At 76.0% G+C, this 16,821-nt stretch carries 16 protein-coding genes and 2 pseudogenes; 1 reads left to right on the top strand and 17 read right to left on the bottom strand.

Annotated elements, in window-relative coordinates:
- Positions 1–53: 53 nt before the first annotated feature.
- Positions 54–1,457: an NAD(P)H-quinone dehydrogenase gene (locus tag WHI96_RS14880; RefSeq protein WP_345646768.1), complete on the top strand. Its 1,404-nt coding sequence runs from the start codon at positions 54–56 to the stop codon at positions 1,455–1,457.
- On the opposite strand, the gene WHI96_RS14875 is transcribed toward WHI96_RS14880, so the two are convergent.
- From WHI96_RS14875 to WHI96_RS14795, 17 genes and pseudogenes are all read right to left on the bottom strand, one after another.
- Complete coding sequence (locus tag WHI96_RS14875; RefSeq protein WP_345646765.1) at positions 1,432–2,217, bottom strand: ESX secretion-associated protein EspG; 786 nt, start codon at positions 2,215–2,217, stop codon at positions 1,432–1,434. The two genes, WHI96_RS14880 and WHI96_RS14875, sit on opposite strands and share 26 nt — an antisense overlap.
- Positions 2,210–3,814 (bottom strand): PPE domain-containing protein, encoded by a 1,605-nt coding sequence (locus tag WHI96_RS14870; protein WP_345646762.1) that lies wholly within the window; start codon positions 3,812–3,814, stop codon positions 2,210–2,212. Before WHI96_RS14870 ends, WHI96_RS14875 begins: the two co-directional genes overlap by 8 nt.
- The gene (locus tag WHI96_RS14865; protein WP_345646759.1) at positions 3,811–4,176 is read right to left on the bottom strand and encodes a hypothetical protein; all 366 of its coding nucleotides are present in this window, start codon (positions 4,174–4,176) and stop codon (positions 3,811–3,813) included. Before WHI96_RS14865 ends, WHI96_RS14870 begins: the two co-directional genes overlap by 4 nt.
- A 138-nt stretch (positions 4,177–4,314) precedes the next feature.
- A complete protein-coding gene (locus WHI96_RS14860; RefSeq protein ID WP_345646757.1) occupies positions 4,315–4,821 on the bottom strand; it encodes a hypothetical protein in 507 nt (168 codons plus the stop codon).
- Positions 4,822–5,121: 300 nt separating this feature from the next.
- The gene (locus tag WHI96_RS14855) at positions 5,122–5,694 is read right to left on the bottom strand and encodes a GNAT family N-acetyltransferase (protein WP_345646754.1); all 573 of its coding nucleotides are present in this window, start codon (positions 5,692–5,694) and stop codon (positions 5,122–5,124) included.
- A 4-nt stretch (positions 5,695–5,698) separates the two neighbouring features.
- Complete coding sequence (locus tag WHI96_RS14850; protein WP_345646751.1) at positions 5,699–7,477, bottom strand: acetyl/propionyl/methylcrotonyl-CoA carboxylase subunit alpha; 1,779 nt, start codon at positions 7,475–7,477, stop codon at positions 5,699–5,701.
- A 114-nt stretch (positions 7,478–7,591) separates the two neighbouring features.
- On the bottom strand, positions 7,592–8,026 hold the full coding sequence (locus WHI96_RS14845; protein WP_345646748.1) for an SCO6045 C-terminal-like domain-containing protein: 435 nt from the start codon (positions 8,024–8,026) through the stop codon (positions 7,592–7,594).
- Entirely contained in the window at positions 8,023–8,910 is an 888-nt protein-coding gene (locus WHI96_RS14840; RefSeq protein ID WP_345646745.1) for an MbnB/TglH/ChrH family RiPP precursor modification enzyme, read from the bottom strand. The genes WHI96_RS14845 and WHI96_RS14840 overlap by 4 nt, the downstream gene beginning before the upstream one ends.
- 92 nt (positions 8,911–9,002) lie before the next feature.
- Positions 9,003–9,950, bottom strand: a complete 948-nt coding sequence (locus WHI96_RS14835; protein ID WP_345646742.1) for a TIGR04222 domain-containing membrane protein — start codon at positions 9,948–9,950, stop codon at positions 9,003–9,005.
- Between the two features lie 166 nt (positions 9,951–10,116).
- A pseudogene (locus WHI96_RS14830) lies at positions 10,117–10,515 on the bottom strand (SufE family protein); the annotation flags it as partial.
- 50 nt (positions 10,516–10,565) lie between these two features.
- Positions 10,566–11,457 (bottom strand): annotated as a pseudogene (locus WHI96_RS14825) (sulfurtransferase).
- A gap of 40 nt (positions 11,458–11,497) precedes the next feature.
- The gene (locus tag WHI96_RS14820; protein ID WP_345646739.1) at positions 11,498–12,115 is read right to left on the bottom strand and encodes a Maf family protein; all 618 of its coding nucleotides are present in this window, start codon (positions 12,113–12,115) and stop codon (positions 11,498–11,500) included.
- Positions 12,116–12,385: 270 nt separating this feature from the next.
- Positions 12,386–13,036 (bottom strand): response regulator, encoded by a 651-nt coding sequence (locus tag WHI96_RS14815; protein WP_226349932.1) that lies wholly within the window; start codon positions 13,034–13,036, stop codon positions 12,386–12,388.
- Positions 13,033–14,214, bottom strand: coding sequence for a sensor histidine kinase (locus WHI96_RS14810; RefSeq protein WP_345646733.1), 1,182 nt, complete (start codon positions 14,212–14,214; stop codon positions 13,033–13,035). Before WHI96_RS14810 ends, WHI96_RS14815 begins: the two co-directional genes overlap by 4 nt.
- Before the next feature lie 39 nt (positions 14,215–14,253).
- The gene (locus tag WHI96_RS14805) at positions 14,254–14,751 is read right to left on the bottom strand and encodes a hypothetical protein (protein ID WP_345646730.1); all 498 of its coding nucleotides are present in this window, start codon (positions 14,749–14,751) and stop codon (positions 14,254–14,256) included.
- A 176-nt stretch (positions 14,752–14,927) separates the two neighbouring features.
- A complete protein-coding gene (locus WHI96_RS14800; RefSeq protein WP_179761867.1) occupies positions 14,928–15,167 on the bottom strand; it encodes an acyl-CoA carboxylase epsilon subunit in 240 nt (79 codons plus the stop codon).
- Positions 15,164–16,813, bottom strand: coding sequence for an acyl-CoA carboxylase subunit beta (locus tag WHI96_RS14795; protein WP_345646723.1), 1,650 nt, complete (start codon positions 16,811–16,813; stop codon positions 15,164–15,166). The genes WHI96_RS14800 and WHI96_RS14795 overlap by 4 nt, the downstream gene beginning before the upstream one ends.
- Positions 16,814–16,821: the final 8 nt, after the last annotated feature.

The raw sequence follows: 16,821 nt of genomic DNA, 5'->3' as shown, positions 1-16,821 counted from the left end.
GGGCGGGACCGCCTGCCGGTCCACCACCACCGACTTCTCCAGGGGGATCTCCCGTGACCCGCATCGTCATCATGGGCGGCGGACCGGCCGGGTACGAGGCCGCACTCGTCGCGGCACAGCACGGCAGCGAGGTGACCGTCGTCGAGCGGGACGGGATGGGCGGCGCCTGCGTCGTCTACGACTGCGTCCCCTCGAAGACCTTCATCTCCTCCGCGGCCGTCCGGGTCGACCTGCACCGTGCCGAGGACCTCGGCGTGCTGGTGGACCGCGGCACCTCCGCGGTCGACCTGCCCGCGGTCAACGAGCGGGTCAAGTCCCTCGCTCTCGCCCAGTCCGCCGACGTGCGGGCCCGGCTGGAGAACGAGGGCGTCCGGATCATCGCCGGCACCGCGCAGTTCGCCGGGCCCGCCGCGGCCCGCGCCGCGCACGAGGTGACCGCCACCCACGCCGACGGGACGGTCGAGGAGCTCGTCGCCGACGTCGTCCTCGTCGCGACCGGGGCCACCCCGCGGGTGCTGGACTCCGCCCGCCCCGACGGCGACCGGATCCTCGACTGGCGCCAGCTCTACGACCTCGACGAGCTGCCCGAGCACCTGATCGTGATCGGGTCGGGCGTGACCGGCGCGGAGTTCTGCTCCGCCTACGTCGAGCTCGGCTGCCGGGTCAGCCTGGTCTCCAGCCGCGACCGGGTCCTCCCGCACGAGGACGCCGACGCCGCCGCCGTGCTCGAGGAGGTCTTCGCCGAGCGCGGCGTCGAGATCCTCGCCCACGCCCGCGCGGACTCCGTCGAGAACACCGGCGACGGCGTCCGCGTCACGCTGTCCGACGGCCGCGTGGTCTCCGGCTCGCACGCCCTGATGACGGTCGGGTCGATCCCGAACACCGCCGACCTCGGCCTGGAGAAGATCGGCATCGAGACCGACCGCGGCGGGTTCGTCCCCGTCGACAAGGTCTCGCGCACCTCCGAGCCGGGCGTCTACGCGGCCGGCGACTGCACCGGCGTGCTCATGCTCGCCTCGGTCGCGGCCATGCAGGGCCGGATCGCGATGTGGCACGCGCTGGGTGAGGGCGTCTCCCCGATCCGGCTGCGGACCGTCGCGGCGAACGTGTTCACCCGCCCCGAGATCGCGACCGTCGGGATCAGCCAGAACGCGATCGACTCCGGCGAGGTCCCGGCCCGCACCGTGATGCTGCCGCTGTCGACCAACCCGCGCGCCAAGATGCGCGGGCTGCGCCGCGGCTTCGTGAAGCTGTTCTGCCGCCCGGCGTCCGGTGTGGTCATCGGGGGCGTCGTGGTCGCCCCGGTCGCGAGCGAGCTGATCCTGCCGATCGCGATGGCGGTCCAGAACGGGCTCGGCGTGGACGACCTGGCCCACACCTTCTCGGTGTACCCGTCGCTGTCCGGGTCGATCACCGAGGCGGGCCGTCAGCTCATGCAGCACTCCGACCTGGACTGAACAGCTCCGCGAGCACCGCGCGCAGCTCGCCGTCGCCGGCGGGGGCGAGGGTGGACCACTCCGGTCCGCCGTGCCCGCCGGTCCCGCGGCTCAGCCGGTAGCGCCCCCGCGGGGTGTCGACGACGGCGACGTGCCCCGGCAGCCGCGCCGGGCTGCCCCAGCGGTCGTACCGGACGGCACAGATCTGCGCACGGTGTGCGGGTCCGGCGAGCAGCACCGCGGGCCGGGCCCGCTGCTCCCCGTCCGGGTCCCCGTCCGCGCCGGGGTCGGTGCGCGCGTCCGCGTCGAGCAGGCGGGCCAGCTCGGTGGTGGGCAGGGTCACGGCGGGCCCGGGCCCCGGCGCGCGCCGGGGCAGCGCCGCCACCGCGGCGAACGCCGGTGAGCCCGCCGCGGTGACGGTGACGGCTCCGCCGGTGTGGACGGCGAGGACGCCGTCGCCGTCGCGCTCGGCGGCGACCGCGCGCAGCGGGCCGTCGTCGAACCGGCCGCGCACCTCCAGGTGTCGGTCGGGGCGGGCGAGCAGGGCCAGCAGCCGTACCAGCGCGGGGTCGGGTCCGGCCGGACCGGCGAGGCCGCGGGCGCGCAGCCCGCCGACGCCGGCCGCCACGACCCGGTGTCGCTCCTCGCGGGTGCGCCCGGGGGAGGGCAGCCGCAGCGCCACCGGGGTGGCGCCGAGCCCCAGGAGCTCCCAGACGACGTCGAACTCGGCACCGGTGAGCACGAACGGCACCGACGGGGTCCAGGGCGCGGGCTCAGCCACGGCCCCTCCAGCGGGCGTCGGGGCGCAGGACGCCGGGGTCGGGTCGGGCATCGGGCTGCTCCGGGGGGTCGTCGGGGGCGGCGTGCTCGTCGGCGACGAGGCGCCAGGCCGGGGTGCGGTGGTCGGCGGTCGCCCCGACCGGGTGTGGAACAGCCGGGACCGCGCCCACGGGTACTGCGGCGGGGGTGACGGCCGGGTCGCCCGGTGTCGGCATCGGCGGCGGGGCGTGCTGGGAGTGCGTGACGGCGCCGTGTGGCGCGGCGACGTCGCCGGTGGTGACGCAGTGGTGGGCCGGGCTCCGGGGGCCGCCGGGGTCTCCGGGAGCGGGGCGGTGCGGGGCGGTACCGCCGGCGGTTCCGTCCGGGGACGGGCGGTCGCTCGTGGGGTCGCCGGGAGCGGAGCCACCGGGTGTCGACGGCGCCCCACCGTCGGCGGCCGGGGTGCCGCTGGGGGCGCGGGTGCCGCTGGTCGTCGCGTCGCCGGCCCGCGACCTGTGCTCCGACGGCAGGTCGCCGCCGGGGTGTGCGTCGCGCCCCGGGGTCGGGTCGCCGCCGGGGCGCGGGTGTCCGGTCGGCGTGCCGTCGTCGGAGGGTCTGCGCCCGTCCCGGATCTGCCGCTCCCGGCGGATCGTGGCGCCGACCAGGATCCCGGCGCCGCCGAGCGCCCCGCCCGCGAGCACCGCGGCCGTCACCGCGGTGCCGCCTCCGCCGGCCTCCGCGCCGCCGGCGTCGCCCGCGGGGGACGCCGGACCGGCCCCGAGGTCGCCGGTGCCGGTGCCGGGGCCGGTGTCGGTGCCGGGCGTGCCGGGCGCGCCGGTGCGGGGGGCGTCGGTCGCGGAGGCGTCCGTGGGATCCGGCCCGGCGGAGGTCCCGCCGACGTCGATCGGCCGCGCCCCGGGCACCCCGGCCCGTCCGTTCCCGGTCAGCACCGCCGCGGTGATCCCGCCGAAGCCGATCCCCGCGAACATCGTCGTCCCCGACGCAGCGCCGTCCGCCGGGGACGGGTCCGCGTCGCCGCCGGGGACGGGCGGGGTCCCGCCGGGCGACGGGGCCGGGACGGCGGGGGAGGCGGGTGCGGTGCCGTCGTGGATGACGACCGGGGACGCGCCCCACCCGGTCCACGGGGCGCCGGTGACGCGGGTGTCGTCGCCGTAGCGGACCATCAGCTCCGCCGCCCGGCCGGCCGAGTTGCCCGCGGCGAGGTCGGCGGTCGCCCAGTCGTCGAGCAGGGCCGGGCCGGTGGGTGCGGTCTCGGGCGGCGTCGGGGCCGCGGCGGCCGGCATCCGGGCCCGGAGGTCCGCGGCGAGCCCGGCCTGGGCGGCGAGCGCGTCGGCGGTGCGGCCCGCGTCGACGGCGGCGGAGACGACCCAGCCGTCCAGCGACCCGAACGCCACGGTGACGCCCTCCGCGGCGCCGCCGGACCATCCCCCGGGCAGGTCGCGGACCTGGCCGGACAGCTCGCGGTGGACGTCGGTGAGCGCGGCGGCGGCGTCGCGCCACGCCCGCTCCGCCCCGGCCGACGCCGAGGGCCCCGGACCGGCCGCCACCATCGCGACGATCTCGGCGTGGCTCAGTCCCGCCCAACGGGGCGCGGTCACCGGGTGCCCCCGTTCAGCGCGTCCGTCGCCGACTCCTCGGTGCGGGTGTAGGCACGCCCGGTGGCACCGGCGGCGTCGCGGGCCCGCAGCAGCTCCGCGTGCAGCGTGCGCAGCCGGCCGATCGCGGCGTCCGGGCCGTCCGCGGCGTGGACGGCGTAGCGGGCGGCGGCCTCGGCGCTGGCCGGGTCCCCCAGCCACGGCTCGACCCGGCGGGCGTCGGCGTCGAGGGTGCGCAGCGCGACGGCCAGCCGGGACGCGGCCCGGTCGAGCGCCGCCGCCGCCCCGGCCGGGGCGGCCGGGTCGACACGCAGGTCCGGGTGGATGTCGGGCACGTCGGCCTCCGGTGCGGACGGGCGGATCACGGACGGGCGCACGGTAGGCCCGCACCGGCCGTCGCCGCGGGGGTTCGCCACGGAACGGTCGCGATCGCGAAGCCCGCACACGACGACACCCCCGTCCGCACCGGTGGTCACCGGCGCGGACGGGGGTGTGCGTCGCGGTCAGGCCGCCGTCACCTCGGTCGGTTCCGGGACCTCGACCGGGGCGCACCCGCGCAGCGGGCACGGTGGTGGGGCCCAGGGCCGGGGCGTCCCGCCGTGGGCGGGAACGGTCCCCGTGAACGGCCACCGGCCTGCGAAACGCTGCAGGTACCAGTAGACGAACAGGTGGTCCGGTTCCTCCGGGTCGGCGACGAACGACGCACGCCCGCCCAGGTCGGTGACCCAGGCCGCGTAGTCGTTCGCCACCTGCCCCGGTGGGCGCGATGCCCGCCGGGTCACGAGCCAGTCCTCCGCCCGGGTGCGCCAGGTCGCCAGCGCGGTCGGGTGCAGGGTGGCCCCCGGGAGCTCCCGGAGGTTGGCGGTGAAGGTGCCGATCAGGACCCCGTCCGCGCCGTACGCGGAGGAGGTCAGGGTGAGCAGGGAGTGCGGGCCCGGGATCGGGCCGTCGGTGTGGACGTGCGTCGTGACGTGGAACGTCGTCGGCGCGATGTCGAACTCTGGGGGCATGACGGATCCTGTGACGTCTCGGTCGAACTGGGACGGCTCACGGCGCGGCAGGGCCTGCGTGGTGAGCGGATCCGCGGCGCGGTACTCCGCGTGGCGGTAGTTCCGGGCCCCGTGGATCGGGCACACGGGTCGGCTGTGGAGTTGTGACGTGCGTGTCGCGGGCGCCGGACGGCGTGCGTGACACGCCGGGAACGCTAGAACGGCGCGACCGGCCGGTCAACGGGCGGTGACCCGGTCGGCACAGCGCGTTCCGCGGAACGCGGCTGTCGGCGCGCGGGCGACGGGACCGGGCGGACCGCCTCAGCCCTCGCCCACCAACCGCCCCAGCACGACGACGTCGACCCGCTCGCCGTCGACGGTCCACGCCTCCCTCAGCCGCCCCTCCGGCACGAACCCCAGCACCGCGGCGACGGCGGCGGAGGCCCGGTTCGGCTCGGCGTGCATCCAGGTGACGCGGTGCAGCCCGAGCCCGCCGAAGGCGAAGCGCACGACGGCCCCGGCCGCGGTGCGGGCCAGGCCGCGTCCGCGGGCGCCGGGCAGTGTCCAGCAGCGCAGCTCGGCGGTGCCGTGGGCGAGGTCCAGGTGCTCCAGGGTGATCTCGCCGAGCATCTCCCCGGTCGTCGGCTCGGCGACGGCCCAGGCACAGCGGGTGCCGCGGGCCCAGCCGTCGATCCGGTCCGCGACGTGCGCGGTCACCTGCTCGTCGAAGTCCGGGGCGGCCGGGTCCGGACGGTTGCGCCAGCGCCGGATCTCCGGATCCCGGCAGGACGCGACGACGGCCGGGCGGTCGTCCACCCGGCCGTCGTGCCGCAGTCCGCGCAGGTACCACGCCCCGGCGTTGATCTCGACCGGGTCGAGCACCGGGGCGGGCACCCGGTCAGTCCTTGATCTCGCAGATGACGGTGCCCTGGGTGACCGAGGCGCCCTGCTCGGCGTCCAGGCCGGTCACGGTGCCGGCCTTGGTCGCGGTGACCGGGTTCTCCATCTTCATCGCCTCGAGGACGACGATCAGGTCACCCACCTCGACGGTGTCGCCCTCGGAGACCGCGACCTTGATGATCGTGCCCTGCATCGGCGCGGTGACGGCGTCGCCGGAGGCCTTCGCCCCGCCGCCGCCCTTGCCGCCGCGCTTGCGCGGGGCCGCCTTGGCCGCGCCGCCGCCGTTGCCGCCCCCGCCGAGGGCGAGGTCACCGGGCAGCGAGACCTCCAGGCGTCGCCCGCCGACCTCGACGACGACGGTCTGCCGCTCGCCGGAGGTGTCCTCGGCACCCGCGCCGCCCTCGAACGGCGGGACGGTGTTGTCCCACTCGGTCTCGATCCAGCGGGTGTGCACGGTGAAGTCCTCGAGGGTCTCGGCGGCGTAGGCCGGGTCCTCGACGACGAGTCGGTGGAACTCGAGCACGGTCGCCATGCCCTCGACCCTGAACTCGCCGAGCGCGCGACGGGCCCGCTGCAGCGCCTGCTGCCGGTCGCTGCCCCACACGATCAGCTTCGCCAGCAGCGAGTCGAACTGGCCGCCGATGACCGAGCCGTCCTCGACGCCCGCGTCCATCCGGACGCCCGGCCCGGCCGGGTACCAGATCCGCTCGACGGTGCCCGGCGCCGGCAGGAAGTTGCGCCCGGCGTCCTCGCCGTTGATGCGGAACTCGATGGCGTGTCCGCGCGGGGTCGGGTCGTCGTCGAAGTCCAGCTCCTGGCCCTCGGCGATCCGGAACATCTGGCGGACCAGGTCGATCCCGGTGGTCTCCTCCGAGACCGGGTGCTCGACCTGCAGGCGGGTGTTCACCTCGAGGAAGGTGATCATGCCGTCCTGGCCGATCAGGAACTCGACGGTGCCGGCACCGTAGTAGCCGGCCTCCTTGCAGATCGCCTTCGAGGCGTCGTACAGGGTCTTCTTCTGCTCGTCGCTCAGGAACGGCGCGGGCGCCTCCTCGACCAGCTTCTGGAAGCGGCGCTGCAGCGAGCAGTCCCGCGTCCCGACGACGACGACGTTCCCGTGCTGGTCGGCCAGCACCTGGGTCTCGACGTGGCGCGGCTTGTCCAGGTAGCGCTCGACGAAGCACTCGCCGCGGCCGAACGCCGCGGTGGCCTCACGGACCGCGGACTCGTACAGCTCGGCGATCTCGGAGCGCTCACGGGCGACCTTCATGCCGCGTCCGCCACCGCCGAAGGCGGCCTTGATCGCGACCGGCAGGCCGTGCTCGTCGGCGAAGGCGATGACCTCGTCCGCGTCCTTCACCGGGTCCTTGGTGCCGGGAACCAGCGGGGCGCCGGCCTTCAGGGCGATGTGACGCGCGGTCACCTTGTCGCCGAGGTCGCGGATCGACTGCGGCGACGGGCCGATCCAGGTGAGGTCGGCGTCGATCACGGCCTGGGCGAAGTCGGCGTTCTCCGACAGGAAGCCGTAGCCGGGGTGGATCGCGTCGGCACCGGCCTGCTTCGCGGCACCGATGACCTTCTCGATGTCGAGGTAGGACTCGGCGGCGGTGGAGCCACCCAGCGCGAAGGCCTCGTCGGCGAGCCGCACGAACATCGCGTCCCGGTCCGGGTCGGCGTAGACGGCGACGCTCTGAAGCCCCGCGTCCTTCGCTGCTCGGATCACGCGGACGGCGATCTCTCCCCGGTTGGCGACGAGCACTTTGCGCAGTGCGGGCACGGTCGAACTCCTCCGGTCACGGCGCCGGCCCGATGCTCCGGCGCAGGGTTAGGCGGAGTGTAAGAGCAGAGCCGCCGGAAGTTACCGGGGGGGAATGTGGCGATGGCAACGTCGTCACCCGTCCGAGGGCTCCGACCTCGCCGCGGATCGTTCCGGTCGTGACCGGCGCCACCATCGGGACAGACGGTTCCGGGGGCGCGGGGCGGTGCGGCCGTCGTAGTACAGCGCCGCCTCGCGTGCGGCCAGCTCGCGCCGCGCGCCCACGCCGAGCCGCCCGGCGGCCGCGAGCTCGCGGGCCAGGTCCCAGCCCTCCCGCTCCGGGCCGTAGGGGGCGACGCCGTCGAAGCGGGCGTCGAACCGGGCCTGCCAGTCCGCCCCGGCGTCGACGGCGAGCAGCGGCCACGCCGCGGCGACGAGCCCGGCCCGCTTGCGCAGCAGCGCCGCCCGGGTCGCGGCCAGGCGCACCGCGTCGAACCCGGCCGGGTCCGGCCCGCCCGCGACGAGTGCCGCCACCAGCTCGGACTGCCGCCGCGCGAGCCCGTCGCTCACGTCGGGTCCGTCCCGTCCGCGACGGGCGCCGTCGCCGGACCGGCCCCCCGCCGCGTACCCACCCGGCACCGCGCCGCGTGCCCGGCCGCGGCCGCGACGGCGTCCAGCTCCGCGCGCAGCACCGCGGCGGGCGGGTAGCGGCCGTCGCGTTCCAGCATCACCGGCGGCGGCACGGGCAGCTGCGCGACCGTGTGGGTCAGCAGTGCCAGCACCGCGTCCGGGACGGGGTCGGTGTGGGTGTCGTGCAGCAGCCCCGCCGCGTCGGCCGCGTGCCCGGCGACATGGCAGTAGGCCACCGCCCCGGGCGGCAGCCCGGCGAGCAGCGCGTCGAGGTCCGCCCGCGGGTCACGACCCCGGTTGCGGGCGTTGACGTAGGTGTTCGCGACGTCGAGCAGCAGCGGCGCCCCGGTCCGGTCGTGCAGCCGGTGCAGGAAGCCCGCCTCGTCGAACTCGTCGTCGGGCCAGTCGAACAGGGCCGCGATCGGCTCCAGCGCCAACGGGACGTCCAGCTCCGCGCGGGTCGCCGTCACGTTGGCGACGAGCACGTCGAGCGCCTCACGGGTGCGGGGGAGCGGGAGCAGGTGCCCCGCCTCGACCCCGCCGCCCCGGGTGAACGCGATGTGCTCGCTGACCAGCGCCGCACCCGTCGCCGCGGCGCAGGCCGCGAGGTGGGCGACCCGCCCCGGGTCGACCCCCTCGGGGGAGCCGGGCGACAGCCGCACGCCGTGCACGACGACCGGCCTGCGCAGCAGCGACGCCGGCACCGCGTCCGGACGCAGCGACTCGGCGATGACCTCGTGGAACGCGAGACCGTCGACGTCGTCGAGGACGGCGGCGATGCCGCTGCGCCAGCCGACCCCGGTCCCGCCCGGGACACCCGTCATGTCGCCACCTCCGGCGTACGAGCCGTCCCCGCAGCTTCACACCCCCCACGGTGCAGCTGCGGGGACGGCAGATCCGGTTCCCCGGCGCGGGCTCAGCCGCCGCAGCCCCCTCCGCCGCCACAGCCCCCGCCGCCTCCGCCGCAGCTGCTCCCGCCGCCGTCACCGCCGGACCAGCCGCCGACGCCACCGCCGTCGGAGGAGCCGCCCCCGGTCGCGGCGGGCGCCCCGCCGAGCGTGGCGAGCTTCTGCGCGGCGAGCTCCTCGGCGAAGGCGGGTTCGGCGGCCAGCATCGCGCCGACCCCGAACGCCCCGACCGACAGCGCGGCCGCGGCCGGCCCGACGGCCGTCCAGTCCGGGCGCATCGACGGCGACAGCGCGTCGTTCCGGGACCGGACGACGGTGAGCGCGGCGTCCCCGGCCCGGGTCCGGTCGGGCACCCGCGTCGCGAGCACCGTGGCGAACACCGCGGTGGCGGCGACGAGCGCGAACAGGAACCCGACCGGGCGCCCACCGCCCAGACCGGCGGCGATCCGTACCGCACCGGCGAGGGCGAGCACCCCGACCGGCCAGGCGGTCGCCCGGTAGCGGATCCGGTCGGCCGGGGACAGCAGCAATCCCGCGGTCTCCAGCCGCTGCGCGGCCCGGGCCAGCTCGGTGCGGACCGGCTCGTGGGTGCCCAGCATCCGGCCCGGGGTCAGACGCTGCGCGGAGCGGTGGATCGCCCGCTGCAGCGCCGACGCGCCGTACCCGGGTATCCGGCCCGCCCGCACCTGGCCCGTGGTGCGGCCGGAGGTGACCAGGCTGCCGTCGACGTGCATGGCCGACAGGGCCGCGTACACGGCCAGCTCGGGGCCGCCGTTGAGGTACGCGACGTCCTCGGGCCTGCTGTCGAGGGTGCGGGCGCCGCGCGGATCCCCCTGCGCGATCGTCCGCCGCCGGCGCAGCACGATCCCGGAGACCAGGACCAGCGCGACGACGTAGAGGACCAGGAAGGTCTGACCCGGGATGCCCCAGGTGTCCCCGGTGAGGTTCGTGCCCATCTCCACCACCCCCTGCGGTGAGCGACACTTCGTCGTGGGAAGCAGTGTGCGCCCGCTCACCCCGGCCGGGTGACCGATTTGAGGTGGACTTGAGGAAGGAGCGCGGACGACGACAGCCGGGGTCACCGACGGTGACCCCGGCTGTCGTGGGAGTGAGTGTGCGGGCTCAGGCGGTCGCGGCCCGCACCTGGTTCTTGATGCGCGCCAGCATCGCCGCGATGCCGCGCAGCCGCAGCGGGCTGACGGCCTCGGCGAGGCCGAGGTCGGTGTAGAAGTCGTCCGGCACGGCCAGCACCGTCGCGGCGGGCTGCCCGTCGAGCCCGGTCACCATGATCGAGGCGAACCCGCGGGTGGTCGGCGCCTCCTTCGGCGCGGAGAAGAACAGGTGCACCGGCCGCTCACCGCCGTCCTCCACCTCGACGGCGAGGAACAGCGGCGACTGGCACTCGTGGACCTGCTCCATCGTGTCCGCGGTGTCGGCGTAGCGCTCGGGCAGGTCCGGCAGCTCCCGGGACAGCTCCAGCAGCAGCTGGAGACGGTCCTTCGGGCCGACCGCGGAGAAGTCGTCGACCAGCTCGGCGAGATCGGGGGGCAGGGTGCCCGGGTCGGCGGAGCTCACGCGGAACCGCGCTCCTCGCCCTGCGCGATCGGCACGCGCACGGCGTTGCCCCACTCGGTCCAGCTGCCGTCGTAGTTGCGGACCCGGTCGAAGCCCAGCAGGTACGTCAGCACGAACCAGGTGTTGGCTGGAGCGCTCGCCGATCCGGCAGTAGGCGACGACGTCGTCCGAGGCCGACAGCCCCTGCTCCTGCTCGTAGATCGCGGACAGCTCGGCACGGCTCCGGAACGAGCCGTCCTCGGCGGCGGCGCGGGCCCACGGGACGCTCGCGGCGCCCGGGATGTGCCCGCCGCGGACCGCGCCCTCCTGCGGGTAGTCCGGCATGTGCAGCTTCTCGCCGGTGTACTCCTGCGGGGACCGCACGTCGACCAGCGGCCTGCCGAGGTGGGCGAGCACGTCGTCCTTGAAGGCGCGGATGCCGGAGTCGTCGCGCTCGACGACCGGGTAGTCGGCCTGGGTCGGGGTGGGGGCGTCGGTGACCATCTCGCGGCCTTCGGCGACCCACTTGGACCGGCCGCCGTCGAGCAGCCGCACGTCGGCGTGGCCGAACAGGGAGAACACCCACAGCGCGTAGGCGGCCCACCAGTTGTTCCGGTCCCCGTAGACGACGATCGTGGTGTCCCGGCCGACGCCGCGCTCGGACATGATCTCGGCGAAGCGGGTGCCGTCGACGTAGTCACGGGTGACGGGGTCGTTCAGCTCGGTGTGCCAGTCGACCTTCACCGCGCCGGGGATGTGCCCGGTCTCGTAGAGCAGCACGTCCTCGTCGGACTCCACGACGACGAGGCCGGGGTCGGTGAGGTGCTCGGCCAGCCACTCGGTGGTGACCAGGCGCTCGGGGTGCGCGTACTCGGCGAGCTTCGGGTCGGGGTCGTGTCCGACAGTCATGGCCGCAGGGTAACCGCGTACCCCGACACCCACACGGCGGTCAGGACCGTGGCGTCCACAGATCGACCACCGACACCCCGACCGCGCCCAGCAGACGGCGCAGCAGCGGCAGGCTGATCCCGATCACGTTGGACGGGTCGCCGTCGATGCCCTCGACGAACCAGCCGCCCAGCCCGTCCAGGGTGAACGCGCCCGCGACCTCCAGCGGCTCGCCGGTGGCGAGGTAGGCGTCGAGCTCGGCGTCGGTCGGCTCGGCGAAGCGCACCCCGGTCCCGGCGTGGCCCTCGGCCTCCTGCGCGACCGCGCCGCCGGCCAGGCGCAGCACGGCGTGCCCGGTCAGCAGCTCGCCGGTGCGCCCGGCCATGGCCTTCCAGCGGCGCCGCGCGGTCTCCGCGTCGTGCGGCTTGCCGACCAGCTCGCCGTCGACGAGCAGCATGGAGTCGCAGCCCACGACCACGCAGTCACCGGTCAGCCGGCCGGCGACGGCGGCCGCCTTGGCCGCGGCCAGCAGCGTCACCTTGCGCGCGGGGTCGGCGTCGGGGTGCGCGGCGAGCAGGGCGTCCTCGTCGACGTCGGAGACCTCCACGGCGGGGTCGGCCCCGGCGGCGCGCAGGACCGACAGGCGGGCGGGGGAGGCGGAGGCCAGAACCAGACGCACGACGGCAGACGCTACCGGCCCGCCACCGCGGAGCCGTGGTCCGCCGCCGGGTCGGCGGCCCGGTCCGGCCCGGCGACGCGGTGCAGGCGCAGCGCCGGGCCGCCGAGCGCGAACCCGCACCGACACCCCCCGCCACCGGCACCACCACCGACTGACCCGCCGGATCCACACCCCCTGGCCGGTCCCCACACCCGTCGCAACAGGTGTGGGGGCACGCCAGGGGGTGTGGACGCCGTGCCGCGTCCGCGCCGGCTGCTGCGGGGGACGCCGTCAGCGGCCGGCCAGGCCGTGGCGGTAGGCGTAGCCGACGGCCTGGGCGCGGTCGCGCAGCCCGGTCTTGGCGAACAGGTGGTTGACGTGGGTCTTCACCGTCGCCTCGCCGACCACGAGCCGTCGCGCGATCTCGGTGTTGGACAGCCCCTCGGCGATCAGCCCGAGCACCTCGACCTCGCGCGGGGTCAGCCCGTCCGGCGGGTCGACCGGTGCCGCCGGGGCGGTCGACGCGCGGGCGGCGACCAGCCGGGACAGCACGCCGGCGTCCACGGTGGACACGCCGTCGGCGGCCGAGCGCAGGGCCCGGCCGATGGCCTCGGCGTCGGCGTCCTTGGACAGCCAGCCCGAGGCGCCCGCGGCGATCGCGTCGACCACGGCGTCGTCGTCGACGTAGGTGGTGAGCACGACGACGGCGGTGCCGGGGTGCCCGTCGCGGACCCGGCGGGTCGCCGAGACGCCGTCGCCCGCGGGCATCCGCAGGTCGGTGAGCAGCACGTCCGGGGCCAGCTCGGCGACCCGGGCGACCGCCTCGTCGCCGCCGGACGCGGTGCCGACGACCTCGATGCCGTCGAGCAGGCCCAGGACGGTGGCGAGGCCGTCGCGCACGATCCGCTGGTCGTCGGCCAGTACCACCCGCAGGTCGCTCACGTCGTGATCCTCTCGCGGTCCGTGGAGCGGGCGGGCAGCCGGAGCCGGACCCGCCAGCCGTCGGGGGTGGGGCCGGTCTGCAGCTCGGCGCCGACGAGAGCCGCCCGCTCGGCCATCCCGGCCAGGCCGGAGCCCTCGCCGTCGCCCGGCGGCGGCGGTGCCCCGGCGACGTCGACCACCTCCAGCTCGGCGCCGTCGCCGTCGCGGCGCAGGTGCACCGTCACGGGGGCGCCGGGGGCGTGCTTGCGGGCGTTGGACAGCGCCTCCTGCGCGGTGCGCAGCACGGTCTCGCCCTCCCGCGCGCCGAGCCGCAGCCCGTCGGCCACCTCGACGGTCGCGTCCGGGTGCGCCCGGCCGAGCTCGCGCAGCTCCTCGGCGACGTCGACCGGCACCGGTCCCTCGCGCAGCGCCCGCACGGCGCGGCGGGCCTCGGTGATCCCGTCGGAGGCGAGCCGCTGGGCCCGCTCGATCTGGGCGACGGTGTCCGGCGCGGCCCCGTCGCGCAGCGCCAGCAGCCGGGCACCCTGCAGCTGGACGGCCAGCGCGGACAGCGAGTGGGCGAGCACGTCGTGCACGTCGCGGGCGACCCGGGCGCGGTCGGCGATGGCCTCGGCGCGGGCGTGCTCCTCGCGGGCCCTGGCGTCGGCGACGAGGGTCCGCTCGTGCTCCTCGACGCGGCGGGCGGAGTCGCGACGGCCGATCCCGAACAGCACCATCGCGGTCAGCGCGGCGACCACCAGCAGCGCGTCCCACAGCGAGGTGTAGGGCCCGACGACGACCGTGGTGGCCGCGATGACCGGCACGTCGACGAACAGCGCGGTCCGGTAGGGCAGCCGCAGCGCGGCCACGAACACCGCCATCATCGGGAAGGCCGCCGAGGTGGTCCAGCCGTCGGACCCGGCCAGCAGGGCGATCCCGCCCCCGGCGAGCGCGACGCTGGTCAGCACCGTCGCGACCGGCGGCATCGTCCGGTGGAGGGCGAACACCACCCACCCGGCGACGGCCGGGACGAGCCCGGCGTAGAGCCAGGTCGGGGAGACCTGCTGGGCCGGCGACCAGAACAGCAGGAACAGCACGATCGGCAGCCACAGCAGCGACACCAGCCGCCGGGGCACCCCGAGCAGCGGCGACCGGTCCGGCTCGACGCGGCGGGCCGTGCGGGCGGCGGGCGTGCTCACCGTTTCACTCTGACACAGCGGCCGGGCCGGGCGGGACGCTCAGGCCGCCGCGCGGGCACGGCGCGCCTCGTCCGGCCGGACCGGCAGCCCGGCCGCGGCCACCCGGCGTCGCAGGACCAGGCTCTGGACCAGCAGGCTGCCGCCGAAGACCAGCGCCGACGACGTCGACAGCAGCAGCCCGGCACCGACGGCCCCGCCGAGGGCCCCGGCGCCGACCCGCACACCGATGGTCAGCACCCAGGCGACCAGCAGCGCGGCCGAGCCGCTGCGGTACGCCCACCCCTCGCGGGTGCCGAGGCGGAAGGCGTAGCCGCGCACCACCCCGAGCCCGGCCGCCAGCACCAGCTCGGCGGCGAGCAGCGCCACCCCGGCCGCGGTGACCTCCGGACGGGCCTGGGCGAGGGTGAGCACCCCGATGCCGATCACGACGAACGGGAGCGTCACGTCGCGTCGCCCGCCGACGAACTGCCCGCGGAACTGCCTGTAGAGGACCAGGCCGACGATCGCGACCGTGATGACGAGTGAGGTGGCGTCCATGGGGAGAACGATCTCCCCGCGGCCCCGGCCGTCGCGTCGGCGCCGGGGTCGATCCCGGGTGGACCACCCCCTCCACCCCCGGGTGGACCGCCACCCCCGGGGCCGGACGCGACGACGCCCGGCCCCGGGCACGTGGTGTGCGGGGGACCGGGCGTCGGTCGGTGGTGCCTACGAGGTCAGCGGGGGAGGCCGGAGGCGCGCCAGGCGCCCGGGCCCGCGTGCAGCGGGGCGCGGAGCTGGGCCGCGGGGTGCGACCACAGGTCCGGCGTCCGCGGCGGGGCGGGCGGCCCACCGGCGCTCGCCGCCGCGGCGACCACGGCGGTCAGCGCGGCGAGCTCGTGGTCGTCCGGGGTGCCCCGCACGACCCGGAACAGCGCGCGGCGCTCCTCCGGGGTGGCCTCGGCGTCGCCGCTCACAGCGGGATGTTCCCGTGCTTGCGGGTCGGGCCCTGCTCCCGCTTGGTGGACAGCATCCGCAGCGCCCGGCCGACGTAGCCGCGGGTGTGCGACGGCGGCACGACCGCGTCGATGTAGCCCCGGTCGGCGGCGATGTAGGGGTTGCAGAGGGTGTCCTCGTAGTCCTGCTGCAGCTCCGCCCGCCGGGCGGCGAGCTCGTCGCCCTCCAGGCCCTTGAGCTCCTTGCGGTACAGGATCGACACCGCGCCCTGCGCGCCGGTGACCGCGATCTGCGCGGTCGGCCAGGCGATGTTGACGTCGGCGCCGAGGTGCTTGGAGCCCATGACGTCGTAGGCGCCGCCGTAGGCCTTGCGGGTGATGACGGTGACCTTCGGTACGGTCGCCTCGGCGTAGGCGTAGATCAGCTTCGCGCCGCGGCGGATGATGCCGTTCCACTCCTGCTCGGTGCCGGGCAGGAAGCCCGGGACGTCGACGAAGGTCAGCACCGGGATGTTGAACGCGTCGCAGGTCCGCACGAAGCGGGCGGCCTTCTCCGAGGCGTCGATGTCCAGGCAGCCGGCGAACTGGGTCGGCTGGTTCGCGACGATGCCGACGCTGCGGCCCTCGACGCGGGCGTAACCGATCACGATGTTCGGCGCCCAGAGCTCCTGGACCTCGAGGAAGTCCTCGTCGTCGACGACCCGGTTGATGACCTCGCGGATGTCGTAGGGGGTGTTCGCCGAGTCCGGGATCAGGGTGTCGAGCTCGCGGTCGGAGTCGATGATCCCGTCCTCGATCGACCCCTCGACGGGCTCGGTGGCCGGGAACGACGGCGCCTCGGACAGGTTGTTCGACGGCAGGAAGCTCAGCAGCTGCTTGACGTAGTCGAGCGCGTCGGCCTCGTCGCCCGCCAGGTAGTGCGCCACACCGGACTTGGTGTTGTGGGCCCGGCCGCCGCCGAGCTCCTCCATGTCGACGTCCTCGCCGGTGACGGTCTTGATGACGTCCGGGCCGGTGATGAACATGTGGCTGGTCTCGTCGACCATCACGGTGAAGTCGGTGATCGCGGGGGAGTAGACGGCGCCGCCCGCGCACGGGCCCATGATCAGCGAGATCTGCGGGATCACGCCGGAGCTCGCCACGTTACGGGTGAAGATCTCGCCGTAGAGGCCGAGGGCGACCACGCCCTCCTGGATGCGGGCGCCGCCGCCGTCGTTGATGCCGACGACCGGGCAGCCGATCTTCGCGGCCACGTCCATGACCTTGACGATCTTCTCGCCGTAGACCTCGCCGAGCGCGCCGCCGAAGACGGTCGCGTCCTGGGAGAACACGGCGACCGGGCGGCCGTCGATCGTGCCGGTGCCGGTCACGACGCCGTCGCCGAACGGGCGCTTGGCCTCCATCCCGAAGTTCGTCGACCGGTGCCGGGTCAGCGCGTCCAGCTCGACGAACGAGCCCGGGTCGAGCAGCTGGTCGATCCGCTCACGGGCGGTCTGGCGCCCCTTCGCGTGCTGCTTCTCGACCGCGGACGCCGAACCGGCGTGGACCGCGTCCTCGAATCGCTGGTAGAGATCGGCGAGCTTGCCCGCCGTGGTGTGGATGTCCGGCTCCGGGCGGGGAGAATCACCATCGTCCGGGGTCGCCATCGGCTCCGTTGCGGCGCTCATGAGGTCGG

Source organism: Pseudonocardia tropica, assembly GCF_040105315.1.
GTDB lineage: Bacteria > Actinomycetota > Actinomycetes > Mycobacteriales > Pseudonocardiaceae > Pseudonocardia > Pseudonocardia alni.
This window is presented reverse-complemented; position numbering and strand designations above follow the sequence as displayed.